We start from the raw sequence: 23,324 nt of genomic DNA, 5'->3' as shown, positions 1-23,324 counted from the left end.
GCGAGAGCGGGGAGGGGCTCTGGATCCTGATGTAGGAAAGCCACTTCCCAGCGACAGTTGACCAGTGGAACCTCAGCTGACCGCCGTCGATCCGACGATCTCGACCGCAGCAAGGGCGAGTTCCGCAGTTGCGCTGGGCACGAAGCCTTCGATCATTGTCCCATCCTCGAGATCACATTGAAGTTGTTTGCCATCCGGCCGCAATACCACACCCCCCACAGCGCCGATCAGGGCTTGGCCGGCTGCGCAGTCCCAGATCATTGTCGGCGACAAGCGTGGATAAAAATCTGCCTCACCCGCGGCAATGAGGGCGAACTTCAACGAAGATCCCATATGTCGGACTGACGACGGCTGAAGCTTGGTCAACAGCAAGCGCGTCCTTTCGTCCAGATGGGAACGGCTGATGACAATGCGCGGCGCTTCGTTGGCTTTGGCGAGCGGCGGAAGCTGTCGACGATGGCCCTTGCCATCCTCCTCGAAGGCTCGTCCCATGCCGTCGGAAAAGAAAAGGCGGCGATGAGCAGGAGCGTATAGGATTGCAGCAGTCGGGAGGTTTTTCTCGATCAAGGCGATGTTGATGGTGAAGTCTCTTCTGCCGGCAATGAATTCCTTGGTTCCGTCGATCGGATCAATAACGAACATTGGGCCATCAACTGCGAACAAGGAAGCAGAATTCTCTTCGCTTAGAACTGGAATATCTGCGTCGAGTTGTTTGCAGGCTTCACACAATAGCGTGCTACATTCGAGATCGGCCACGGTAACAGGTGACCCATCCGGCTTTGTCATCACCTGATTGACGGTCTTCCATCGCATCATCGCGAGGTCGCCGGCGCGGCGAACGGATGGCAATAAAGCCTGAATCAATTGTTCTCGGGACCGATGAGGCACTTGCATCTCCACGCATGAGCTTCGACGTGACATCCTAAGCGCAGTGTCAATGAGCACCTTGATCCTCATCAATGTGTCCGCAGTTGGATATGATTTGATAGGGGCGCCTCGGAGGTATTGTTCCAATGGGGTTGTCGGGCCGCCGCCCTACCGCCTTTCTGGGGGAAGTGGGAGGGCGGCGGTTCGATGCGCAGATGACCGGCCAGAGATGGGAAGCAGCAATGATTGTCGACGACCAGCGAGCGGCCATAGCCTTTCTAAGCGATCCGAAATCCTACGGCCTCGACTCGCCCGTAGAGGTGATCGAAACGCATATCTCGCGGATCTTCCTGGCGGGTGGACGCGCCTATAAAATGAAGAAGGCAGTGAAGCTTCCTTACGTCGACTTCTCAACCGCACCGCTTCGTTTGAACGCATGCCTAAAGGAGCTGGAATTAAACGGCGCAACCGCGCCGGGGCTCTATCTCGGCGTCAAGACGCTAGTTAAGGACAAGAGCGGAGCCATTGGATTCGCAGTGGACGGCGAGTGCGTCGACGCCGTCGTCGAGATGGTTCGGTTCGACCAGGATCTCCTATTCGACAGGCTTGCATCCGCGAACAAACTTACGGATGAGCTCATAACGTCGACTGCTCGTATGATCGTGCGATTCCATCAGGATGCCGTTGTCGCCCAAGGCGTGGACGGTGCTGCTCAGATGGAAGCGGTCTTGGATATTAACGATGCCGGATTCGCCACCAGCAGTCTATTTACCAAGCACGAGCTTTCTGCGTTCAGCCAGCTTTTTCGAGACACGTTCCGGCGGCACGCAGAACGATTGCGAGAGCGCAGCGCGGCGCGGAAGGTGAGACGTTGTCACGGCGATCTGCATCTGCGCAATATTTGCCTTCTCGACGGCCAGCCACGTCTATTTGACTGTATTGAGTTCAATGATGAGATCGCCACGGTCGACGTCCTCTATGATCTTGCCTTCCTCCTTATGGATCTCTGGTATGAAGGCCATCAACATCATGCCAATCTCGTTGCGAACCGCTATTTCGACGAGTCCGACAATGAGGACGGGTTTATCATTCTTCCCTTCTTCCTTGCCGTCCGCGCTTCGGTCAGGGCCCATGTCACCGCGACCCAAGCCGAAACCGCAACGGCGAATAAAGACGAATTGTGCGCCGAAGCGCGGCAGTATTTCGAGCTGGCGAAAGAACTGCTCGAAACAAAGGCGCCACGCCTTATCGCCCTTGGCGGACTGAGTGGGTCCGGCAAGACAACGGTTGCAGAAGCGCTTGCTCCCCACATTGGCGTGCCGCCCGGGGCGCGGATTGTCGAAAGTGATCGCGTTCGCAAAGCCATGCACGGTGTATCTGTCGAAACCCGCCTTCCGAAGGCTGCTTATCGGCCAGAAATATCCAAGAGGGTTTACGCGGAAATGGTCCTGCGCACCGATATTATTCTTGCGGACGGCGGATGCGTCGTTGCCGACGCAGTCTTTGATGATCCCGACCACAGAAATGCTATTGAAACACCGGCACGTCACCGAAACATTCAATTCGACGGGCTTTGGCTTGACGCCGATCCCGCATTGCTTTGGAAGCGCGTGAGCGGTCGTCGAGGCGGCCCTTCCGACGCTAATGTCGAAGTTTTGGAGATGCAGCTTGCGCGACGCTCCTCCGACATGACCTGGCACAAAATCGACGCTCGCCAGGACGTTAAGGACATCTGCCAGGAGATATTGGTGAGATCGGCTTCAAAATGACTGCCGCCAAGAATGCCTGGCCGCCGTTTCGATTAGCGCCAGAATATCTCTTCAGTTCATTGACCCCGATCAATGTTGCTTTTCCTGACCGGTCATATCGTTCTCCTGCTGAGAACCGCCGCCAGGAGCTGGCGCCCCCAACGGGCACGAGAAGGGATGCGAAAACCATGAATGCGACTTATACGCGGACAGGTGAAGCGCTCCTTGCCGGCGCCGGATATTCTGTCCCGCATCACCAGGGCTGTGACTTTCGCCTCGGCCATACAGCTAACAACGAGTGGCAAATTACCGTCTTGTCGCCTCGCGCCCAAGCGTGGGTTAGTAACGAATTGTGCAGTCCTCTCGGTCAATGCTTAAGCGACAGCTTCAAAGTCGATATATTGAGCGCGGACCAATTTCTGAAAGAAGCACGGGCGCTCGGATTCCGAACCGAATTTGTCGGCAGAAGTGGCAGGGATCTTTTCTAGGTGAAACATGTATAAGACGATTGTTTGCGCAGTAGGCCTTGGATCGCGGGAAAGAGCCGAGCATCTGGTGCGCACGGCTCAGACGCTTCTCGACACTGACGGAACCTTGCATGTCGTTCATGTCGTGGAACGTTTTCCTTCCCTTGTAAGACAAGGCCCGGATGATTGGGCTGTCTCCGTGATTGACGAGGCCGAAAAGAAGCTCTCGCTGCTCTGCAGGCAGCTTTCAGTTCCTGCACTTATCCATGTCCGCACGGGCCGTGCCGCCGACACGATCCTGGCAATTGCCGCTGAAACCAAAGCGGATCTGATCGTCGTCGCAGCTCACGTGCCAGACGTCCTCGATCGCGTTTTCGGATCCACGGTCGACCATGTCGCGCGCCATGCGAAATGCTGCGTGCACATCATTCGGACTTTTTCCGAGGCGAAACAATGAAGATTGAAAGTGGCCAACGCGGTTTTGGCAAGCGGCGGGATGCCACCGGACACGATCTCGGCGGAAAACTGACAGACGATAGCGCCGATCTGATCTTGAGCCTCGTTGTTCTCGATGGAGCATGGGCGCGCAGCCAGATCCGGCGACGCGAACAAGCTTATGTCTGAGATCGCCGACCCGTCGGACAAAGCCGACGTCAACCGGCGATCCAGTATTTATTCTTTGATCCTGCGAACCTGGCCTACGCTGCTCCTTGTCCTGGCGGCCACAGGACTTGCCGCCGGCGCACTGTTGCAGTGGTTTGCCTTCCCCTCCTGGTCGGTTTTGATCCTGGTTGGCGCAACGGTCGCAGTTTTGTCCGCACTTGTGCTCGAGGTTCTTTTCAGCCTGCGCAAAGGAGAATTCGGCCTGGATATCATCGCGGCTCTCTCCATGGGTGCTGCACTCTGGTTCGGCGAATATCTTGCAAGCGCAATCATCGCCGTCATGTATGCCGGTGGACAATTTCTCGAAAGCTATGCCCAAAAGCGTGCGGAGAGTGGAATGACTGAGCTTCTGGCGCGAGCGCCGCGCTTGGCTCTGCGGATCACTAATGCGGGTCTGTCGGATGTTCCCATCGCGCAGGTCGTTCCCGGTGATAAGCTTCTCGTCCGCAAGGGCGATGTGATCCCGGTCGACGGGCGGATCGACGGCGGGCTTGCCGTCTTGAATGAGGCAGCTCTAACCGGCGAATCCTTACCGGTGCGGCGGGATCCAGGTCAGATGATCATGAGCGGCGCATCCAATGTCGGCGATGCCTTCGAAATGACCGCGGTCTGTTCGGCCACCGAGAGTACCTATGCTGGCATTGTCCGCCTGATCGCGCAGGCGCGGAGTTCCAAGGCGCACATGTCGCGAATTGCCGATCGTTATGCGCTTGCCTTCCTTGCATTGACACTCACCATCGCGGGACTTGCCGCGTTCCTTTCTGCGGATCCAACACGCATTGTCGCTGTCCTTGTCGTCGCGACGCCTTGTCCCCTTATTCTGGCCGTTCCCGTCGCACTCGTAGCGGGAATGTCGAAATCTGCGCGAACCGGTGTCCTGATCAAAGGCGCGGGTGTTCTGGAAACATTGGCGGCAATCACGGTGGTCGTCTTTGACAAGACTGGTACCCTGACCACCGGAGAGCCGACCGTCACGCGGATTGAGACAGACCTGGATCCCGATGAGCTGCTGGCCCTTGCGGCATCCGTGGATCAGGCGTCCGCGCATACGGTCGGCCGTACCGTCGTCGAGGAGGCGAAGCGACGCGGCCTCAGGCTTTCCAAGCCCGTGATGGTCACGGAAGTGGCGGGAGAGGGCATTGAGGGATTTATCGGCGATCGCAAAGTGGCAGTCGGCGGTTGGAGTTTCGTCGCCGCCAGGGTCGGGCATATGGCGCAACCCCTGGGAGCCGCCAGACGTTCAGCCATGATCTATGTGGCAGTCGACGGAAATTGCGCCGGTATGATCCTGCTTGAGGATCCGATACGAAGCGATGCCCCAAGCGCCATCGAGAATCTTCGACAGTCTGGTGTCAAGCGCTTCACTCTCGCCACCGGCGACAGGAAGGAGGTCGCGAGCGCAGTCGGCGGTGCTCTTCGTCTCGATGCCGTGAAGGCGGAACTCACGCCGATGGAAAAGGTCGAAACAGTTAAAATGGAAGCCAAGTACGGCCGCGTGATGATGGTTGGCGATGGCGTCAACGATGGGCCTGCGCTGGCGGCGGCCGATGTCGGCGTCGCAGTCGGTCAGCGTAATCTCGCGGCGGCAGCGGAAGCCGCGGACGTGGTCTTGTTGCGCAATGACCTTCGCCATATCGCAACCTCGCTGGATATAGCCCGCCGATCCCGGACGATCGCCCTTCAGAGCGTCTATTCGGGAATCGGGCTTTCGGTCCTAGCGATGATTGTCGCGAGTTTCGGATATCTGACACCGGTGCAAGGTGCATTGCTGCAGGAAGTTATCGATATTGCGGTCATCTTTAACGCGCTGCGTGCACTTTAAGCTAATGGGAAAGCAAGGCCGGCATCTCAAGACTCGTCAGCAGTGACCGGGTGACGCCTCCGAGGATGAATTCGCGCAGTCTGGAGTGTCCAAATGCTCCCGCGACAAGCAGGTCCGCGTAATTTTCCTTGGCAACGGATTGAATGACATTGGCCGCCTGTTGCCCATGGGCTTTGACGGAGACAGTCTCGACATTCAGGCCGGCGTTTCGAAGCACGGTTGCGAACCGATCGCGGGCCGCCTCATCGATCGGCTTATCATCAGTGACGGAGATCAATACGACTCGCGACGCATTTTCCAGGAACAGCCGCGTGCCTGTCAGCGCCCGTGCAAGGGCCGCACTTCCATCCCAGGCGATCGCTGCCGTATCGATCCGGCCGCAGAAATTGTCGGGAGGAAGCAGGACAAGAGGACGGCCATTTTCAAACAAAATGCTCTCGACAATTGGTCTCGCTGACTCAGACGCTTCCATGAGCGAACAATCATAGGCGCGTGAAAGCCCGGCCAATGTGCCGGCGACGAGGGGCTCCTGCTCTTCGAACGGCTGGATCACGGCGCGTATTCCCGCCTTCTGTGCATAATCGCGAACGGTTTCGCACAGTGCCGTTCCACTGTCGCGGCTAAAACGCTCGGCCTCGGCACGCATCTTTTCCAAATCGATGACTGAGGGGAATGATTGCCGACCGGGGGGTATTTTCACCTGTAAAACGCTTGCGGTGAGGTCGGCCTTTTGATGGCGGGCGAAGTCGACGGCATTCTGGATGACCGCAAACGAACTGCTGTCCGGATAGGTGACCAATGGCAGATGGAATTGCGGTTTCATGCCAATCTCCTCTCACACGCTGCCAGAAGGATTGCGCGCTCTGTCCGCCTTCGCCTTGATGAAAGTCAAGATTACCAGCCTGTCGAGCGGTTATCTGCTCTGCCACGAAAGGATGGGCGGCAATCGCAGCTATCACAATCCGCAGCCGACCGCTGGCTTGCCGTCATTTGATGCGGGTCAATGAAGTGCCGGGCAACAAAGCTTTTAATCAAATTGCGTCTCACAAAGACGATTTGCAAAAAGACCGGATGGTCATTGTCACGAAGAGGAGAAAGATATGGCCGATATGGCAAAGAAGCTCCCTGTGAGCACGGAGAATAAACCTGCGCCCGCGATGGCACGCTGGTCGCCATTCGAGAGCCTCCGGTCGGAGATGGATCGTGTCTTCAACGAATTCACGCCCAACTTTTTTGACCGCCCATTCGCCCGCTTCCCCGCCACCTTTACGCGCGGTATGCCGGCTGTCGACTTTGTCGAGTCCGACAAGTCCTATGAGCTTACGGCGGAGCTTCCGGGCATTGAGGCTAAGGATCTGGACGTGACGCTCGCAAACGGCATTCTCACGGTCAAAGGCGAGAAGCAGGAAAGCAAGGAAGAGAAGGCGAAGGAATACTATCTTTCGGAACGCCGCTATGGCTCGTTCCAGCGCAGCTTCCAGCTTCCGGACAGTGTCGATACCGACAAGATCGATGCCTCTTTTGCGAACGGCGTCTTGAAGGTGGCTCTGCCGAAAAAGCCTGGCGCACAGGAGAGCGACCGGAAAATCTCGATCAAGACACCCTGAACATTGCCTCGGGTGATCGTCGCGGCTCGGCTGCAAAATCGCCAAAAATGAAAAGCGCCCGGGAAACTGCTCCGGGCGCGCTTTTTTTGTTAGCGGGCGAGAAATAGAGGTATCTCGGAGTCTTCCAGCATGGATCGCGTCACGCCTCCAAACAAGCGCTGCTGCAGCCGCGGGTGATTATAGGCACCCATGACAATCATGTCGGCAGAGATGTCGAGCGCATGCTGACGCAGCGCCTCGTCGACCCGTCGCCCACCGCTTGCGATCCGGTCAACATCGACATGAACGCCGTGCCGAGCAAGAAAGGCGGCAATATCCGCGCCGGGCTCTTCCCCGTTGGCAGAGCTCGAGGCAAACGGATCAACAAGCGTAACGTGGACTGCGTCGGCGGCCCGCAAGAAGTCGATGGACTGGCGGGCAGCACGCGCCGCTTCGTCGCTCGAATCCCAGGCCACCAAAATTGCTTTTGGCGCGGGCCCGATCGTTTTGCTGCCCGGGTTGACAAGCATCGGTGTCGGCGATTGAAACAATGCCCCGTCGATTACCCTTCGCCGAAGGTCCTCGTTGCTCGCGGCTTGAGCGCCGATGAGGACGAGATCGGCATAAAGTGCCCGTTCCGCAATATCCTGGTCTGCCCAGGCGGATTCGGTGTAAACTTCCTGCACATCATAGGATGTTTCGCTGCTGCCGAGTGACGCTCTGACACTGGCCGCCTTGTCGGCCAAGGCGTCGATCTCGCGTTGTCGGTCTTCAAGCCAGACGGCGGAAAGGACGTTATAGGCGCCGACGGGAGGAGCTGTGCACAATGAAACCACAAGTGCGGTCAGATGGGCGTCATGTGCTTGGCAAAAATCGACTGCGCTCTTCAGGTCATTGTCGAAGCGATTGACGTCAAGAACACTCAGGACAGTTTTGATGGTCATGGCCAGTTCGCCTTTCATGTTGGAGATAAGTAAAGCGTAATCTTCATTGCGTCCCCAATTCCTTGATCTCGCTCAAAGTGCACGAGGACGCGCGCGTATAAAGTCGAAGGATATCCGAGGAGACGCGATGACCGCCCAGGTTTACATTTCTTTGGTGCAGCCGGATCATCGTTCTCAATCTAAAGGAACGGTTAGGAAAGACTACCGATGGAAAGGGACGCCCCATCACTTTACGGCGGGTTAAAAGAGCCCTCGATGAGGAAGTCGCTGGAAACTAACCACGGGAGGAAAACCATGCTGATAACAGATCGGGAATGCCAAAGAGGTGGCGAGCGTTTTGCCATGCCGACGCTCGGTGAAATCGAGGGAAAACTCATTGTTTCGGAAGTCGTCGCCGCAAGTTGCCTGCGTCAGCTCCTCGTCGGAGCAGAGGCCGAACCATTGGCCTCAATAAGACGAAGGATCAAACAAGCACTTCAAAATCGATGCAGGAAAGCCAAACTTTGCGGCGAAGACACCGAGGCAGCGGTGGAATACGCTTTTCAGCTACTGGACGCGGCCGTGGAAGCTGTTGGCAACGAACCCGAACCGAATTCCACAGGCTGCGACACAGTCCATCGATTGAGGAATGCGGGAATATCACCGCGCTAGCAAATGTGGTGGATGAACATGTGCCGAACAGGCTCGGCATTATAATGGCAATATCAAAGGCGGACAGATTGTTCTGGCCGTGACGTTCATAGCGTGAACTGGCGTCAATTCATGTGAATGTCAGTTTAAATCAGCATCTTGTGACTCGACGGAACTAAACCTTTGAGCGAGCTCTTTTCATGGCGCAATCGATATCGACGAACTATAGCCCGACGCAACGCCTTCTTCATTGGACTATTGCGTTGCTGATTTTCTTCAATCTGCTGTTCCCCGACGGCATGAACGCATGGCATCGCATCGTGCGACAAGGCGGGACACCATCGGCGGATGACATCTCTTCCGCAAACATCCACGCCTATGTCGGCATAGTTATATTGGTTCTCGCAATACTCCGCCTGGGCGTGCGTTTTGTGCAGGGGGTGCCAGACGAGGCAGGCAACGAACCGGCGCTGTTCCGGGTCGCAGCGCGATTGGCGCATGTGGGTCTGTATCTGCTGATTTTTGCTATGCCTTTGTCCGGCATCGCCGCCTATTATCTTGGTATCGAGGTGTTGGGCTCGCTACATGCCGGCATAATGAAAGTCCTGCTGTGGGCTTTGGTTGTCGCTCACATCGCCGGTGCTCTGGCCCACCAGTTCTATTGGAAGACGGACGTCCTGCGGCGAATGACAATCGGCTAAATGGGAAGTCTCGATGCTCGCGCCGGTCGGGCTTGAGCATCGAGAACTTGCCGGTGGATTTTCGCATCGACGAGAAAAGAGCGAGACAGGATCAGAGCAACCCGGATCGTCTTGAGGGACAATTACGCTTTACTGGCGGCTTGCCTCGTAGTCGGTGGAGGTCTCGCCGAACTGATCCAGTGCATCTTCCAGATAGTCAGGCAGGAGCGGCAGGCCGAGAAGATAGGCTGCCGTCCGATTGTTATGAGCGTCCGCTGCTTGGGCGCGGAGGTCATCCCACTCGTCGATGCCGCCGTCTCCCCGCCCGAGCCATGCGAGTGCAACAAGATCGATTTGTTCGTCTTCGTTTAGCGCCCAGATCGCACTTGCAAGCTCCATCTCGACGGGATCATCGCCATGATCCTCCAAGACCTCGATCATGTTGTCGTCGGACGGATTTGATCCTGGATTGGGTTCGGTCACGACGTCCTTTACATCGAACTCCCTGGCCTTGAGCATGAAGTAGCGAACCTTCTCAGGCGAGATGGTTGGCTTCCAGGCCTCGCTCGTCGTTTCGCTCCGTATGGGAAAGGTCTTTACCCTCGAAGCTGTCTTCGTCTTCGGGCGGATCAACCTGCCAACCTTTCTTCAATTTCCGGAATGGGCAACATGGTGAAGTCCTTTGCAATTTCTCCCCTGATAGCGGCGTGCACGGCTGAGGAGGCTTGCTCGCGAAGGGCGCCCAGGGCTTTCGGCGCAGCGATGACAGTCAAATGCCGGATCTCGTGATCGCGCACCAGTTCATCAAGCCTGCGGGCGACATCGCCAACGAACGCCTCTTCTGCTCGCTGCTTCAAATCCAAATCATGGACCGAACGAGACCGACCCTGCGATTGATAAACCCTGCCTTGGCGATCCGAAGCGGATGCCTGAGAGGCTGTTTCATCACCGTAAACTTCGACCGGGATCAGGTTAAGGAGTTCGGCGTCTCCGTCATTGCGCAGAAACAGAGCCTTAACACCGTCACAGACCAGTACCCAACTTTCTCTCGGAATTCTCACCTTTTGCATTTTACCATTCCCGATTTCGATTTTGAAAGGTATTGCCGCGAGCGAGCCCGCGGCGGGAAACAACGTTGGTGGATCAGCGGCGCGACCGCACGCGTACCGGCTGCTGCTCACGCTGAGCGACGATCCATGCCGAGCAGCTGAATACCAGGACGCCGCATGCGATCGCATTGATTGAGGTGAGCGGAACCTTGCCGAAACCGAGCACCCCCAGGGGGATATCGCCAGCCAGGTTGCGACCAATGCTGCAATCCGCTCGTTAACAAATAGATGTGTCATGGCACTTTCCCAACGTCCAACGATGATGACCCATCGTAGACAACGGCGACCGCAGGACATTGAGCAGGATCAAATTTCGAAACGGTCACACGTTCGGCGGAACCCGACGCCGCCGATCACCGAGAAGACAAACGCGCGGAATTCGGCAGCAACTGCCACCAATCGTGGGCGTTCCTTCATGACACCTTCGCGCCAGAAGCGGTCACTCCGATCTGAGAGGGAAGGGACGCCGGAGGGTAACGCCAGTGATCATCAACCTGTACCTATACAAAGGTTTTCGAGAACGCTTCCACTCGGACTTTCAAATTTGCCAATGTTTCCTTAGACAAAGCTCTCTCGATGCGAATGGTCTCCAGCACTTCCTTTCCAGCGCTTCGCATGTGCGCCAATAGGCCTTGTTCAAACCTGCCCACGCGATCCTTCGTGAGTTTGTCGAGATAGCCGTTTGTTCCGGCGAAGACGATGGCGATCTGCTCCTCGGTACTTAGGGGAGAATATTGCGCTTGCTTGAACATTTCTGTCAGGCGTTCCCCGCGATTGATGAGGCGTTGCGTTGACGCGTCGAGATCGGAGCTAAACTGCGAGAACGCTTGAACTTCGCGATACTGTGCAAGCTCGCCCTTCACCGATCCAGCAACCTGCTTCATTCCTTTGGTCTGGGCTGCTGACCCGACGCGCGACACCGACAGACCAACGTTGAGGGCGGGCCGGATACCTTGGAAGAATAGGTCGGTTTCAAGATAAATCTGACCATCTGTGATCGAAATGACGTTGGTAGGGATGTAAGCGGCCCCGTCGCCAGCCTGTGTCTCGACCACAGGGAGAGCTGTGAGTGAACCGCCCCCGTGCGCATCATTGAGCTTTGCCGCACGTTCCAGCAATCGCGAATGGAGGTAGAATACGTCACCAGGGAAAGCCTCACGACCAGGAGGGCGGCGCAGAAGCAGCGACATCTGCCGGTGCGCGAACGCTTGTTTCGTCAGGTCGTCATATGCAATCAAGGCGTGCTTGCCATTGTCGCGGAACCACTCGCCCATTGCGCATCCTGAGAATGGAGCCAGGTATTGGAGCGGAGCTGCTTCCGAAGCTGTTGCAGCAACAATGATTGAATATGGCAAGGCACCACGATCTTCGAGAACTTTCACGAATTGAGCGAGAGTCGAACGCTTCTGGCCGATAGCTACATAGATGCAGTAGAGCTTGTCGTTCTCGGGGCCATTATCATGGATCGGCTTTTGATTGAGGAAGGTGTCTAAGATGATCGCGGTCTTGCCTGTCTGGCGATCGCCGATGATAAGCTGCCGCTGACCACGGCCAATTGGGACAAGTGAGTCAATGACCTTGATCCCAGTCTGCATCGGCTCATGGACTGACTTCCGTGGAATGATGCCAGGAGCCTTCACGTCCACGCGCCGCCGCTCGGCGGCTTCAATCGGTCCCTTGCCATCAATCGGATTGCCGAGGGCATCGACCACGCGGCCAAGGAGGTTGGGACCAACAGGGACATCCACAATCTTGCCTGTCCGCTTGACGATATCGCCTTCCATGATGTTGCGGTCGCCGCCAAAGATCACAACACCAACGTTATCGTCTTCAAGGTTGAGTGCCATACCCATAAGTTGGGCCTTGGGGAACTCGATCATCTCGCCCGCCATCACGTTGTCGAGACCGTGAACACGGACAACGCCGTCACCAACCGTCAGGACTTTACCGACTTCTGATACTTCTGCGGTTTGGCCAAAGTTTTTGATCTGCTCTTTAAGGACGGCAGATATTTCCGAGGCGCGGATGGTCATGATCGTAGCTTTCTATAGGCGCGTTGAAGGGTTCGATGGACACCGTTGCCCATCGAGCCGCTGAAGTTTTGGGGAATGTCGAGTGAGTTAGTCGGTTGTCAGCTTACCTGCGATCGGCGGATGGACGGGCTCGCGGATGCCAGTGTCCCTCTCGCAAAGAAGGTCGGTGATGTCCTTGATGATGTCTTTCCGCTGTTCGTCTGGCCACTGCAGCAGCACAAGGAACTCCAGGCTTTTCAGGCCCTCAAGCGCAAGGAAAGATAGCAGCGCCCTCTTCGGGTTGGGGGAGGCTTGAAGGATCGTTTCGATCTGGCTCAGATAGCTTTCCTGCAACGACATACGGAGTTGGTCATCCTGAACGAAAGCCGCGCAGAGGTAGGGGATAACACTCTTATCTTCCTCCGACGCATCCTCTCCAGCCACGGCAAGGCGGGCCATCATATGCGCGTTTTCGGTGTGCCCCACCTTCTCAAGGGCAGCTCTATGCTTGCCGTCCTCTTCCAGGGTTCTACGGCGCACAATCGCTTTGATGAGCGCTTCCTTGGTCTTGTAGTCGTAGATGACGCTGGCCTTGCTTACCCCTGCTTCCGCTGCGACAGCATCAAGCGTAAGACGAGTCGGCCCTGCCTTACGAACGACCGACTCCGCTGCATCCAAAATTACATTTTGATCGATCTTCCGAGGCCTCGCCATCTCACCACCAATTAATTAACATCCGGATGGTTTTTAATTGTAGCGATATTGAGTGTCAAGTCGTTCTGAAGACGGAAGGAGTTTGGTCAGGCACGCGCCGATTACCGCGTGGGGCCGAAAGTTGTCATTGGTGGCATTTGCTACATAAGACCGAAAACGCAATATCAATGGGAATGGCACTCCAGAGACCAACTATAGCTCACGCACTTCTGCCGTCGACGAGTTTTTCAAGGAGGTGGGCATCGGCTCGTTGCCGTCGCAGGGAGACAGCATGATCTTCAGTCTGCGGGGGTATTGGTGTCTTGTATGGTTGGAAGATAAAGAGTTTGGAGACGCTCCAAAAAGGGAAGTTGGCCGTCGATGATCTTCCGGCGGGCGTCGGAAAGGGCAAACCATTCGGCGCGGTCAACCTCGGGGAATGATTGAAGGCGCCCGCTCCTAGGCGGCCATTCGATTTCGAACAGATTGCTGGCGAGCGCAGACGTGTCGAATTCGCCTTCGAGGGCGAAGCCGGTCACGTGTTTTCCGCCCTTCTGACGCAGTTCGCCCAACGGCTGCAGCTTACCCTCGGGGACACTGCCCATCTCCTCGGCGAATTCGCGCAGGGCGGCCGTCTCGGCCGGTTCGTCCTCTTGATATTCGCCTTTGGGAATGGACCATGCTCCTTCGTCACGCTTGCGCCAGAAGGGACCGCCGGGATGAACGAGTAACACGAGGACCTCGCTCTCCACCCTTCTGTACATCAGGATGCCGGCGCTCTTCTTCATGAATGATCGCTCCTGCGGATGGAGGGGACTACTGCCTTTCTCGAGGCTTGGTCGTCCGGCCGCTCAAACAGCGATTGAATGCAGGGCGGAAGCAAACACGTCAAGATTAGCTTTGACTCACATCAATGATCCTCAGCCCGCCGCATCCTAACGTGCAACCAACATCGATAAAAGAGCGGCCATCACAGGAGGTGGCATGAAAGAGGCCGCTCCCATCGAGAGAACGGATTTCTGAGATGCAGATGATCTTAGGACAGTCACGCTTTGCGCCGTTTGGCTTACCTTTGGTGGGTTTTCGCGAACTCAGTGAAGGAGAGCAAAGCGTGACTGCACCTTATGATTATCACATTGGGGTGGATTACCACAAAAGCTACAGCCACCTGGTCGTGCAGGATGGGGCGGGGAAGACGTTGCGATCCGGTCGAGTGAAGAACGATCGTCAGTCGCTCGGCTCGTTCCTGGAGCGGTATCGGGAGAACAGCCATGCGGTGGTGGAAGCCACCCGTAACTGGATGGTGATGTATGACTGGCTCGACGATATCTGCGACGATGTTGTCCTGGCGCATCCGCTGAAGGTGAAGGCGATCGCCGATGCGAAGATCAAGACGGACAAGATCGACGCGACGGTGCTGGCGCACCTGCTGCGCGCCGACCTGGTGCCGGAAGCCTGGGCGCCGAGCGAGAAATCACGGGAGCTTCGCGTGGCGCTGCGTGAGCGGATGTTTTACGTGCGGTTGCGGACGATGACCAAGAACCGCATCGTCACGGTGTTCGACCGTTACCCGGAGCAGATAGCCCAGCTGAAGAAGCTGGGCGACCTGTTCGGCAAGGCCGGGCGTCAGCAACTTGCCGCGCTCAATGTGTCGGAGATCGACCGCATTCAGATCAACCGGGGGCTGGAGTTCATCGGCGACATCGACGGGCGGATCAAACAGTCTGAAGCGACGATCCGAGCGATGACGAAGACCAACAGCAATGTGAAGCTGCTCAAGACCATCCCCGGTATTGGGGAGTTCTTCGCCCGGCTGATCGACGCCGAGATCGACGACATCTCCCGCTTCCGCAACCCGAAGAAGCTTGCCGCCTATGCCGGCCTGGTGCCCTCGACCTATTCCTCCGGCGGCAAGACCTATCACGGTAAGATCATCAAGCAGGGCAACAAGTGGTTGCGCTGGGCTTTTGTCGAGGCGGTCGCGCCGGCCGTCGCCACCGACCCGCAGCTTCGGGCTCAGTACGAACATCTGAAGTTCCGAGGAACGAATAAAGCGCGCGTCGCGATGGCGCGCAAACTTTTGACGATCGCCTTCCAGATCCTGCGTGACCAGCGCCCCTACGAGCGGCGCGGCGCAAACAGTGAGGAAGGTGCATCGTCGACGACATCCCGGCTGTCCTGATGACGGTTTAGCGAGCCCGGCAAGGCTGGGCTGCGCTCTTTCAGGAGAATGGGAAGCCGGGAGCCGAACGCCACTCTGTGACCGAAGCCGAAAAGCCGATCGGCGTTAGGGTCACGAATTGGAGAATGGTTCAAGACCGCAGGGCGGCAAAGCCCCGTCCAGCGAACGCGGAAGATTTAGCCGATCGGCCAAAACACCGATCAAGTCATAACCGAACCCAGGGAAAGCCACGCAAAACAAGCGTTTTTTGTCCTTGTGTTCTTTCATTGGAGAACCATCATGAAAGCTCTCGTTTACTTGGGTCCGGGGCAAAAAGTGCTCGAGGAGCGCCCAATGCCTGAGATCAGCACGGCGACTGATGCCATCGTCAAAGTCACGCGCACGACCATTTGCGGCACTGACCTTCATATTCTCAAGGGCGACGTGCCCACTTGCACCCCGGGTCGAATTCTGGGGCATGAAGGCGTCGGCATCGTGGAGCAAACGGGCGATGCAGTCACGCAGTTCAAGAAGGGCGATCATGTACTGATTTCTTGCATTTCCTCATGTGGGAAATGTGAATATTGCCGGAAGGGTATGTATTCCCATTGCACCACCGGCGGTTGGATTCTCGGCAACACGATCGATGGAACGCAGGCCGAATACGTCCGCATCCCGCATGCCGATACCAGCCTCTATCCCATTCCGCAGGGCGCGGACGAGGAAGCGCTGGTGATGCTGAGCGATATCCTGCCGACAGGTTTCGAGTGCGGCGTTCTTAATGGCAAGGTTCAACCGGGCGGATCCGTCGCCATCGTCGGTGCCGGACCGGTGGGGTTGGCGGCACTTCTCACGGCACAGTTCTATTCACCGGCAGAGATAATCATGATCGATCTCGACGACCACCGGCTTGAGGTCGCCAAGCAATTCGGCGCCACCAAGACTGTCAGCGGCAGTGGTGAAGCGGCTGCGCAGCAGGTGATGGCATTGACGGAAGGGCGCGGTGTCGACGCCGCGATCGAGGCCGTCGGCATTCCGGCGACATTCCAGGTCTGCCAGGATATCGTCGCGCCGGGTGGGACGATCGCCAATGTCGGCGTGCACGGCGCAAAGGTCGATCTGCATCTGGAGCGGCTCTGGTCCCAGAACATCGCGATCACGACACGGCTGGTGGATACGGTCACAACGCCGATGCTCCTGAAGACGGTGCAATCGGGAAAGATCAACCCGAAGCAACTCATCACACACCGCTTTGGGCTGGATCAGATCCTGGAGGCCTATGAGACCTTCGGTAATGCCGCTGGTACGCAGGCCCTCAAGGTGATCATTGAAGCGCACGCATAAATAAAACGAGATCTGACAAATTGGCTGAAAGATTGGCCGAGGGACGTAAAAGCCCTCGGCTTTTCTGTCGTTTCCCGCCGACCGAAGTTTCCCCTCGGAGGGTGGAAAATCTCCATTTCATCCGTCGGATCGAATGATGCTTCGAGTGACGGCGAGGTTTGCGCTCTGCACATGACCTACATCAATGATGAGGAACCCCCACCTGCGAATAGTGAACGCAGCGCCGGAGTGGTTCGCCACGCCGGCAGCAGCCATTCAATTCGTTCTTCGGGAGCCGGTTCTTGTACAAATCCCATGTCCCTCTTCTTTTCGCCGCAGTTGCGATCCTGAGCCTAAATGCAGGAAGTCACGACGCCGTTGCGCGCGACGCAACGACGTTGAGCGATCACGTGCAAGAGCTCTGGAACAAGTTGCGCGGCAGCGAACAGCCGGCCGGCATTGCGGCGTCGAACGGCCGCATCGAGGCGCAGCAGATTCTGGTTTCCGCGAAATTCGCTGGTCGTGTCGCCGATGTTCTTGTCGAGGAGGGACAAATAGTCGATGCCGGCGCTGTCATTGCGCGCATGGACACGTCCGATCTCGACGCGCAGCTTTCGGGTGCGGAGGCGGAAGTTCGGCGTTCCGAAACCGGCGTGGCGAGCGCGGAGGCAACCATCGCACAGCGTGGGAGCGAACTCACGCTCGCGCATCAGGAACTCGACCGAGCCTCTGATCTCAGCGCCACCGGCAGCGGCACACGGCAACAACTCGACCTGCGTCGCAGCCAGCTCGCCGTTGCCGAGGCCGCCTCTCGTGCCGCGCTTGCAAGCCGCGACGAGGCTCAAGCTGCCCTTGATGCCGCCCGCGCCGACGTGGCGCGCATCCGCTCGCAGCTCGACGATGCAATCTTAAAGGCACCCAGGCGAGGGCGCGTCGAATACAAGCTGGTGCAGTCGGGCGAAGTGGTGGCAGCCGGGGCGCCGGTGGCGACGCTGCTTGATCTGTCTGATGTCTACATGACGGTTTTTCTGCCGGCACGGGTCGCTGGGCGCCTCGCTTTTGGCGATGAGGCACGCATTATTCTCGATCCAGCACCCGACTATGTCGTGCCCGCGACCATCTCCTTCGTCGCCGCGGAGGCGCAGTTCACGCCGAAAACGGTCGAGACCGAGGACGAACGCGAGAAACTGATGTTCCGTGTCAAACTTCGTATCGCCTCCGATTTGCTGAAACAGTACGAAACGCGGGTGAAGACGGGGGTTCGCGGCGTGGGTTACGTGCGCACCGATCCCGCCACAGCCTGGCCGCCGCAACTTGCCGTGAAGTTGCCCCAATGATGGGCGCCGTTGTCCGCCTCGCCGGCGTCACACATAGCTATGGAAAAAAACTGGCGCTCGACCGGGTCGACCTCGTTATTCCGGCCGGCTGCATGGCAGGCGTCATTGGCCCGGACGGCGTTGGAAAGTCGACGCTGCTCGCGCTCGCTGCCGGTGTAACAAGGCTGCAAGAGGGGAACATCCACGTCCTCGACGGCGACCTGTCCGATGTGCATCAGCGCCGTCTCGTCGGTGCCCGCATTGCCTATATGCCCCAGGGTCTCGGCCGCAATCTTTATCCAACGCTGAGCGTTGCGGAAAATCTCGATTTCTTCGGCCGCCTCTTTGCAATGGATCGCAATGAGCGCCGGGAACACATGGACGAACTGCTGAAAATCACCGGGCTTGCCCAGTTTCGGGATCGCCCCGCCGGCAAGCTGTCAGGCGGCATGAAGCAGAAGCTCGGTATTTGCGCTGCTCTTATTCATGATCCGGATATTCTTATTCTCGATGAGCCGACGACGGGCATCGACCCGCTGTCGCGTCGGCAATTCTGGGAGTTGATCGCACTCATGCGGGCCAGGCGGCCGGGAATGAGCGTCATCGTCGCCACCGCCTACATGGAAGAAGCCGAACGTTTCGATTGGCTTACTGCTATGTACGCCGGCCGGATCATCGCGACCGGGAGCCCCGCGGAGATCAAGCGGAGCACAGGACAATCCTCCCTGGAAGGCGCCTTTGTTGCACTCTTGCCGGAGGAGATGCGCAGAGCCGATGTGCCACCTGTCGCTATCCCGCGCCCTGTGGGAGATGGCGTACCCGCGATAGAGGCTGAGGGTCTTACCAGACGCTTTGGTGACTTCACGGCGGTCGATCACGTGAGTTTTCGTATCGGAAAGGGCGAGATCTTCGGTTTTCTCGGCTCGAATGGCAGTGGCAAAAGTACCACCATGAAGATGCTGACGGGTTTGCTTCCCGCGAGCGAAGGGGAGGCGCGTCTCTTCGGTCAGCTGCTCAAAGCCGGAGATTTGGAAACCCGCCGCCGTGTCGGCTACATGTCTCAAGCATTTTCTCTTTATGGCGAACTCTCGGTTCGCCAGAACCTGGTCCTGCATGCACAGTTGTTCGGCCTTTCGCCGGAGCGGGTGACAGCTCGAGTCGACGAAATGCTTGCCGACTTCGAACTTGCAGCCGTCGCCGATAGTCGCCCAGAGAGCCTGCCGCTCGGCATGCGACAGCGCCTGCAATTGGCGACGGCGGTCATCCATCGGCCAGAGATATTAATCCTGGACGAACCGACATCCGGGGTCGATCCGGTTGCTCGCGACAGTTTCTGGCGTTCGCTCCTGACCCTGTCACGCAAGGATGGTGTAACGATCTTCCTGTCCACGCATTTCATGAACGAAGCCGAGCGTTGCGATCGTATTTCCATGATGCATGAGGGCAAGGTGCTCGCCGTCGGCAGTCCTGCGGAGCTGAAGAAGCAGCGTGGTCGCGAGGCTCTGGAGGATGTGTTCATCGACGTGCTCACCGAGGCGGGGACGGGACGGGACGACACGCCGGCAATTGCAGCTGCGGCGAAGGCTGCCGACGTCTCAAGGCCCGGCATCTTCGATCTCCGCCGCTTGTGGGCCTATGCGTGGCGCGAGACCCTGGAAATACGCCGCGACCCCACGCGTCTGGCCTTCGCATTTCTAGGTCCCGCAATCCTCCTCCTGACCTTCGGTTACGGCATCTCCTTCGACGTGGAGCGTCTGCCCTTTGCGGTCTTTGATCAGGATCAGTCGGCTCAAAGCAGGCAACTTCTGGAGAGCTTCCAGGGTTCGCGCTATTTTGATGAGCAACCGCCAGTGTCTTCCATCGATGACCTCGAGACTCGTCTCAAAAGCGGCGAATTGAAGCTGGCGATTGAGATTCCGACCGATTTCGGCAAGGATCTCCTACGTCAGACCCGCCCGGAAGTTTCGGTCTGGCTGGACGGCGCCATGCCGTTCCGAGCAGAGACGGCGCGCGGCTATGTCTCGGGACTCGCCACGAGCTACGTGACGGATAATGCCGCCCGCCAAAGCGGTCGCGCGACATCGACCTATCCGATCGATATTGAAAGCCGCTTTCGTTACAATCAGGCCTTCAAAAGCGCCAATGCCATTGTGCCAAGTGTCATCGTGCTCATGCTGGTGCTCATTCCCGCCATCATGACGGCGCTTGGCGTCGTCAAGGAGAAAGAGACCGGATCTATCGCCAACTTCCAGTCGACGCCCGTCACGAAGGTGGAATTCCTGCTTGGCAAGCAGTTACCTTACGTCGCGATCGCCTTCCTGAGTTTCATTCTTCTGGCGCTGATGACTCGTTTCGTCTTCGGAGTGCCGATTAAAGGCTCCCTTCTGACCTTCGCTGTCGGGTCGCTGCTCTATGTTTTCGCTACGACCGGCTTCGGCCTGTTCATATCGAGCTTTGTCCGCAGTCAGGTCGCGGCGATTTTTGCAACCGCCATCATCGCCATTATTCCGGCAGTGAATTTTTCCGGGCTGCTCGTCCCGGTCTCCTCGCTTTCGGGGGGCGCGCGACTGATGGGGCTTGCCTTCCCGTCGGCATGGTATCAGCCGGTCAGCGTCGGCGTCGTTGCAAAGGGGCTCGGTTTTGCCGATCTCTGGCTCGATATGCTGGTGATCGGCCTCTTTGGACTTGGCTTTATCGCGGCTGCGATCATTTCGCTGCGAAAGAGGGGTGCGTGATATGATTGCCCGTCTTTCCCGGATCCTTCGCCTCGGCATCAAGGAGCTCTACAGCCTCAAGGCGGATCCCGTCCTGGTCGTGCTGATCGTCTACACGTTTACCTTCGCCATCTATGCTGTGGCATCGGGTGCGAAATTCGAGGTCGAGAACGCTGCGGTGGCGATCGTCGATGAGGACCGTTCGATGCTATCGGCACGATTGCGCGATGCTTTGCTGCAGCCCTTTTTCAAGACTCCGGAATTGATCGATGCCGACGAGATCGATGCTGTAATGGACGCTGGCCGCTTCGTTTTTGTTGTCGAGATACCGCCCAAATTCGAGCAGGACGTGATTGCCGGGCGCCATCCGTCGGTCCAGATCGATGTCGACGCGACCGCGATGTCGCAGGCCGGCAACGGAGCCTCCTATATCCAGAATATCATCCTGCAGGAGGTGCTGACTGCGGTGCCTGGTGCCGATCAGACACAACCGATCAATCTTGTCGTACGGGCGAAGTTCAACCCCAACCTCAAATCTGAATGGTTCACAGCCGTGATGCAGGTGATCAACAATATCACCATGCTCTCAATTATTCTGACGGGCGCGGCGCTGATCCGCGAGCGTGAACACGGAACGATCGAGCACCTGCTCGTCATGCCTGTCAGCCCGATCGAGATCATGCTCGCAAAAATATGGGCGAATGGTCTCGTCATCGTCGTCGCGGCGATCTTATCGCTCATCGTCGTCGTGGAGCGCCTGCTCGGTGTGCCTGTCGCGGGATCTATTGGCCTTTTTGTAGCCGCGGCCGTTGTCTATCAGTTTTCGGTGACGTCACTCGGCATCTTGATTGCCACCGTTTCGACCTCGATGGCGCAGTTCGGACTGATCGTGATGCCGGTTCTCATCATTATGAACCTTTTGTCCGGAAGCACGACACCCATGGAGAGCATGCCCGGCTGGTTGCAGAATGTGATGCAGCTTTCGCCATCGACACATTTCGTCGCTTTATCGCAGGCCGTGCTTTATCGGGGAGCCGGATTTGCGATCATGTGGCCGCAAATGCTGGCGCTTTTCGGTATCGGAGCGGCGTTCTTCGCCATGGCCACGTTACGTTTTCGCAAGTCACTTCTCAGCAGTCAATGAAGCATCTGACAGTGGAATCTGGCTGTCCAGATTGCTTGGGCGGTCACTCGTCATTATTGTCATAAAATGGATATCATCGAAGCGTTTCAGCGTCTCAGTCTCGCTCTTGCCATCGGCATCCTGGTCGGGGTCGAGCGCGGCTGGCAGGAGCGCGAGACGGCACCAGGTAAAAGAACGGCCGGTATTCGCACCTTCGGTCTGTCCGGCTTTCTCGGCGGCTTGGCGGGTTTCCTGCAGGTCAAGCTAGGACCGATCCTGCCGACCGCCGTGTTCGCTGTGTTCGGTATCGCATTTATCGTTTTCAGCAGATACGAGGCCGAGCGGGAGGAAGACTACAGCGTCACCAGCGTCATAGCGGCTCTTGCCGTCTTCGCCCTCGGGGTCGTTGCGACGGTTTCCGACATGACGATCGCTGCGGCTGGCGGCGTCGCGGTAACCGCCCTGCTGGCTGCTCGTCACAGCCTGCATGGATTCCTGCGAAACCTGACCTGGCTGGAACTAAGGGCTGCACTCGTGCTGCTTGCCATGACGCTCGTTGCGCTGCCGCTCCTGCCCGACAGAACGATCGACCCCTGGAATGCCATCAATCCGTTCCAGCTTTGGCTGCTGACGATCATGATTGCCGCCATCTCCTATGTCGGTTATCTGGCGATCCGCATTGCCGGACCAAAACATGGAATCCTTTTTAGCGGCGCCGCCGGCGGGTTCATTTCGTCAACCGCTGTCACCTTGTCTTTTGCACGTCTATCGTCCGATAACGCTCCGGCAACCCACAGCCTCGTTGCCGGCGCGTCGATCGCCGGAGCAATGTCCATCGGACGGGCCCTGGTCATCAGCGGCATATTGGCACCTGTGATCGTTCCCAAACTAGCTGTCGCGTTCGTTCCCGTTATTCTCGTCTTTCTTTCGGCGACCTTCCTGATGCTTAAGGGTGCGAAAGCTGACGACAAGGCAACGGACATCAATCCGGATAATCCGTTTGAATTGCTCACGGTCCTGCGCTTCGGAGCATTTCTCGGCGCCATAAGCTTTGTATCGAAATTCACGATCGACCAGATTGGGCTGTCGGCCATCTTTGTCGTGGCGCTGCTTTCGGGACTTGCCGATCTTGATGCCATCACTCTATCGACGGCGCGCATGGCGGGCTCGGCGCTGACGACGGAGGTTGCGACGATCGCGATCTCTCTGGCCGCAGCCGCCAATCTGACGATGAAGATGGTGCTGGCCATCCTGTTCGGAAGTCGCGCCTATGCTACAGCATTGAGCGTGACAACGGTGACGGCACTCGCATTCGCCGCTGCTGCCTATTTCGGGTTCAGCGCATTAGCCTGACCGTCCGCTGAGGGTGGATTCCGGAGCATCGCTCTCTCCCGCCGAAGCGCCGCTCATTTGACGGAAATCAATGCGGCGTCGTTTCTCTCGCTTAGGCTTAGAGATAGAATGCA

Annotated in this window: 22 protein-coding genes; 14 read left to right on the top strand and 8 right to left on the bottom strand. The window is 57.5% G+C overall.

From position 1 onward, the window contains the following. Positions 1-72 precede the first annotated feature (72 nt). Positions 73-894, bottom strand: coding sequence for a 3'(2'),5'-bisphosphate nucleotidase CysQ family protein (locus CCGE525_RS33645; protein WP_245472345.1), 822 nt, complete (start codon positions 892-894; stop codon positions 73-75). A gap of 215 nt (positions 895-1,109) precedes the next feature. On the opposite strand from CCGE525_RS33645, the gene CCGE525_RS33640 reads away from it, so the two are divergent. From CCGE525_RS33640 to CCGE525_RS33625, 4 genes are all read left to right on the top strand, one after another. Then, positions 1,110-2,636 (top strand): bifunctional aminoglycoside phosphotransferase/ATP-binding protein, encoded by a 1,527-nt coding sequence (locus tag CCGE525_RS33640; protein WP_120708479.1) that lies wholly within the window; start codon positions 1,110-1,112, stop codon positions 2,634-2,636. Positions 2,637-3,110: 474 nt separating this feature from the next. Beyond that, positions 3,111-3,539: a universal stress protein gene (locus CCGE525_RS33630; RefSeq protein WP_120708478.1), complete on the top strand. Its 429-nt coding sequence runs from the start codon at positions 3,111-3,113 to the stop codon at positions 3,537-3,539. Continuing rightward, positions 3,536-3,706, top strand: a complete 171-nt coding sequence (locus CCGE525_RS38575; protein ID WP_162950381.1) for a hypothetical protein — start codon at positions 3,536-3,538, stop codon at positions 3,704-3,706. Before CCGE525_RS33630 ends, CCGE525_RS38575 begins: the two co-directional genes overlap by 4 nt. Then, positions 3,699-5,567 carry a heavy metal translocating P-type ATPase gene (locus tag CCGE525_RS33625; protein WP_120708477.1) on the top strand — a complete coding sequence of 623 codons (1,869 nt, stop codon included), beginning with the start codon at positions 3,699-3,701 and terminating at the stop codon, positions 5,565-5,567. The genes CCGE525_RS38575 and CCGE525_RS33625 overlap by 8 nt, the downstream gene beginning before the upstream one ends. Position 5,568: 1 nt before the next feature. Here CCGE525_RS33625 and CCGE525_RS33620 read toward each other — a convergent pair whose 3' ends face one another. Continuing rightward, the gene (locus CCGE525_RS33620; RefSeq protein WP_120708476.1) at positions 5,569-6,390 is read right to left on the bottom strand and encodes a universal stress protein; all 822 of its coding nucleotides are present in this window, start codon (positions 6,388-6,390) and stop codon (positions 5,569-5,571) included. On the opposite strand from CCGE525_RS33620, the gene CCGE525_RS33615 reads away from it, so the two are divergent. Next, on the top strand, positions 6,389-6,574 hold the full coding sequence (locus CCGE525_RS33615; RefSeq protein WP_120708475.1) for a hypothetical protein: 186 nt from the start codon (positions 6,389-6,391) through the stop codon (positions 6,572-6,574). The genes CCGE525_RS33620 and CCGE525_RS33615 overlap by 2 nt on opposite strands. Positions 6,575-6,667: 93 nt before the next feature. Next, positions 6,668-7,174, top strand: a complete 507-nt coding sequence (locus tag CCGE525_RS33610) for an Hsp20/alpha crystallin family protein (protein WP_120708474.1) — start codon at positions 6,668-6,670, stop codon at positions 7,172-7,174. An 89-nt stretch (positions 7,175-7,263) separates the two neighbouring features. Here the strand turns inward: CCGE525_RS33610 and CCGE525_RS33605 are convergent, their stop codons facing one another. Next, positions 7,264-8,097 carry a universal stress protein gene (locus CCGE525_RS33605; protein WP_120708776.1) on the bottom strand — a complete coding sequence of 278 codons (834 nt, stop codon included), beginning with the start codon at positions 8,095-8,097 and terminating at the stop codon, positions 7,264-7,266. A 207-nt stretch (positions 8,098-8,304) separates the two neighbouring features. Here CCGE525_RS33605 and CCGE525_RS33600 point away from each other — a divergent pair, with 207 nt between their 5' ends. Both CCGE525_RS33600 and CCGE525_RS33595 read left to right on the top strand, forming a co-directional pair. Continuing rightward, positions 8,305-8,748, top strand: a complete 444-nt coding sequence (locus tag CCGE525_RS33600; protein WP_245472250.1) for a hypothetical protein — start codon at positions 8,305-8,307, stop codon at positions 8,746-8,748. A 179-nt stretch (positions 8,749-8,927) separates the two neighbouring features. After that, entirely contained in the window at positions 8,928-9,428 is a 501-nt protein-coding gene (locus CCGE525_RS33595) for a cytochrome b (RefSeq protein WP_120708473.1), read from the top strand. Positions 9,429-9,557: 129 nt separating this feature from the next. On the opposite strand, the gene CCGE525_RS33590 is transcribed toward CCGE525_RS33595, so the two are convergent. From CCGE525_RS33590 to CCGE525_RS33570, 5 genes are all read right to left on the bottom strand, one after another. Next, the gene (locus CCGE525_RS33590) at positions 9,558-9,926 is read right to left on the bottom strand and encodes a DUF3775 domain-containing protein (protein ID WP_120708774.1); all 369 of its coding nucleotides are present in this window, start codon (positions 9,924-9,926) and stop codon (positions 9,558-9,560) included. A gap of 110 nt (positions 9,927-10,036) precedes the next feature. Continuing rightward, the gene (locus CCGE525_RS39270) at positions 10,037-10,753 is read right to left on the bottom strand and encodes a host attachment protein (protein ID WP_245472249.1); all 717 of its coding nucleotides are present in this window, start codon (positions 10,751-10,753) and stop codon (positions 10,037-10,039) included. 263 nt (positions 10,754-11,016) lie between these two features. Continuing rightward, on the bottom strand, positions 11,017-12,549 hold the full coding sequence (gene atpA / locus CCGE525_RS33580; RefSeq protein WP_120708471.1) for a F0F1 ATP synthase subunit alpha: 1,533 nt from the start codon (positions 12,547-12,549) through the stop codon (positions 11,017-11,019). 87 nt (positions 12,550-12,636) lie between these two features. Then, positions 12,637-13,206, bottom strand: coding sequence for a TetR/AcrR family transcriptional regulator (locus CCGE525_RS33575; RefSeq protein WP_162950380.1), 570 nt, complete (start codon positions 13,204-13,206; stop codon positions 12,637-12,639). A 314-nt stretch (positions 13,207-13,520) separates the two neighbouring features. Next, complete coding sequence (locus tag CCGE525_RS33570; protein WP_120708469.1) at positions 13,521-14,009, bottom strand: NUDIX hydrolase; 489 nt, start codon at positions 14,007-14,009, stop codon at positions 13,521-13,523. A gap of 323 nt (positions 14,010-14,332) precedes the next feature. On the opposite strand from CCGE525_RS33570, the gene CCGE525_RS33565 reads away from it, so the two are divergent. The 6 genes from CCGE525_RS33565 (at position 14,333) to CCGE525_RS33540 (ending at position 23,211) form a co-directional block, all read left to right on the top strand. Beyond that, positions 14,333-15,403, top strand: coding sequence for an IS110 family RNA-guided transposase (locus tag CCGE525_RS33565; RefSeq protein ID WP_120705994.1), 1,071 nt, complete (start codon positions 14,333-14,335; stop codon positions 15,401-15,403). 279 nt (positions 15,404-15,682) lie between these two features. Next, the gene (locus CCGE525_RS33560; protein ID WP_120708468.1) at positions 15,683-16,726 is read left to right on the top strand and encodes a zinc-dependent alcohol dehydrogenase family protein; all 1,044 of its coding nucleotides are present in this window, start codon (positions 15,683-15,685) and stop codon (positions 16,724-16,726) included. Between the two features lie 281 nt (positions 16,727-17,007). Then, on the top strand, positions 17,008-18,042 hold the full coding sequence (locus CCGE525_RS33555; RefSeq protein ID WP_120708467.1) for an HlyD family secretion protein: 1,035 nt from the start codon (positions 17,008-17,010) through the stop codon (positions 18,040-18,042). Beyond that, a complete protein-coding gene (rbbA, locus tag CCGE525_RS33550; RefSeq protein WP_120708466.1) occupies positions 18,039-20,756 on the top strand; it encodes a ribosome-associated ATPase/putative transporter RbbA in 2,718 nt (905 codons plus the stop codon). The genes CCGE525_RS33555 and rbbA overlap by 4 nt, the downstream gene beginning before the upstream one ends. Before the next feature lies 1 nt (position 20,757). Beyond that, positions 20,758-21,879 carry an ABC transporter permease gene (locus CCGE525_RS33545; protein ID WP_120708465.1) on the top strand — a complete coding sequence of 374 codons (1,122 nt, stop codon included), beginning with the start codon at positions 20,758-20,760 and terminating at the stop codon, positions 21,877-21,879. A 66-nt stretch (positions 21,880-21,945) separates the two neighbouring features. Then, positions 21,946-23,211: an MgtC/SapB family protein gene (locus CCGE525_RS33540; RefSeq protein WP_120708464.1), complete on the top strand. Its 1,266-nt coding sequence runs from the start codon at positions 21,946-21,948 to the stop codon at positions 23,209-23,211. Positions 23,212-23,324 lie beyond the last annotated feature (113 nt).

The sequence above is a fragment of the Rhizobium jaguaris genome (assembly GCF_003627755.1).
Lineage (GTDB): Bacteria > Pseudomonadota > Alphaproteobacteria > Rhizobiales > Rhizobiaceae > Rhizobium > Rhizobium jaguaris.
This window is presented reverse-complemented; position numbering and strand designations above follow the sequence as displayed.

Excerpts from the sequence above, each read along its gene's own strand:
- CCGE525_RS33645 (WP_245472345.1), bottom strand. The coding sequence starts at position 894 with ATGCAAGTGCCTCATCGGTCCCGAGAACAATTGATTCAGGCTTTATTG.
- CCGE525_RS33640 (WP_120708479.1), top strand. The coding sequence starts at position 1,110 with ATGATTGTCGACGACCAGCGAGCGGCCATAGCCTTTCTAAGCGATCCG.
- CCGE525_RS33630 (WP_120708478.1), top strand. The coding sequence starts at position 3,111 with ATGTATAAGACGATTGTTTGCGCAGTAGGCCTTGGATCGCGGGAAAGA.
- CCGE525_RS38575 (WP_162950381.1), top strand. The coding sequence starts at position 3,536 with ATGAAGATTGAAAGTGGCCAACGCGGTTTTGGCAAGCGGCGGGATGCC.
- CCGE525_RS33625 (WP_120708477.1), top strand. The coding sequence starts at position 3,699 with ATGTCTGAGATCGCCGACCCGTCGGACAAAGCCGACGTCAACCGGCGA.
- CCGE525_RS33615 (WP_120708475.1), top strand. The coding sequence starts at position 6,389 with ATGCCAATCTCCTCTCACACGCTGCCAGAAGGATTGCGCGCTCTGTCC.
- CCGE525_RS33620 (WP_120708476.1), bottom strand. The coding sequence starts at position 6,390 with ATGAAACCGCAATTCCATCTGCCATTGGTCACCTATCCGGACAGCAGT.
- CCGE525_RS33610 (WP_120708474.1), top strand. The coding sequence starts at position 6,668 with ATGGCCGATATGGCAAAGAAGCTCCCTGTGAGCACGGAGAATAAACCT.
- CCGE525_RS33605 (WP_120708776.1), bottom strand. The coding sequence starts at position 8,097 with ATGACCATCAAAACTGTCCTGAGTGTTCTTGACGTCAATCGCTTCGAC.
- CCGE525_RS33600 (WP_245472250.1), top strand. The coding sequence starts at position 8,305 with ATGGAAAGGGACGCCCCATCACTTTACGGCGGGTTAAAAGAGCCCTCG.
- CCGE525_RS33595 (WP_120708473.1), top strand. The coding sequence starts at position 8,928 with ATGGCGCAATCGATATCGACGAACTATAGCCCGACGCAACGCCTTCTT.
- CCGE525_RS33590 (WP_120708774.1), bottom strand. The coding sequence starts at position 9,926 with ATGCTCAAGGCCAGGGAGTTCGATGTAAAGGACGTCGTGACCGAACCC.
- CCGE525_RS39270 (WP_245472249.1), bottom strand. The coding sequence starts at position 10,753 with ATGACACATCTATTTGTTAACGAGCGGATTGCAGCATTGGTCGCAACC.
- atpA (WP_120708471.1), bottom strand. The coding sequence starts at position 12,549 with ATGACCATCCGCGCCTCGGAAATATCTGCCGTCCTTAAAGAGCAGATC.
- CCGE525_RS33570 (WP_120708469.1), bottom strand. The coding sequence starts at position 14,009 with ATGAAGAAGAGCGCCGGCATCCTGATGTACAGAAGGGTGGAGAGCGAG.
- CCGE525_RS33560 (WP_120708468.1), top strand. The coding sequence starts at position 15,683 with ATGAAAGCTCTCGTTTACTTGGGTCCGGGGCAAAAAGTGCTCGAGGAG.
- rbbA (WP_120708466.1), top strand. The coding sequence starts at position 18,039 with ATGATGGGCGCCGTTGTCCGCCTCGCCGGCGTCACACATAGCTATGGA.
- CCGE525_RS33545 (WP_120708465.1), top strand. The coding sequence starts at position 20,758 with ATGATTGCCCGTCTTTCCCGGATCCTTCGCCTCGGCATCAAGGAGCTC.
- CCGE525_RS33540 (WP_120708464.1), top strand. The coding sequence starts at position 21,946 with ATGGATATCATCGAAGCGTTTCAGCGTCTCAGTCTCGCTCTTGCCATC.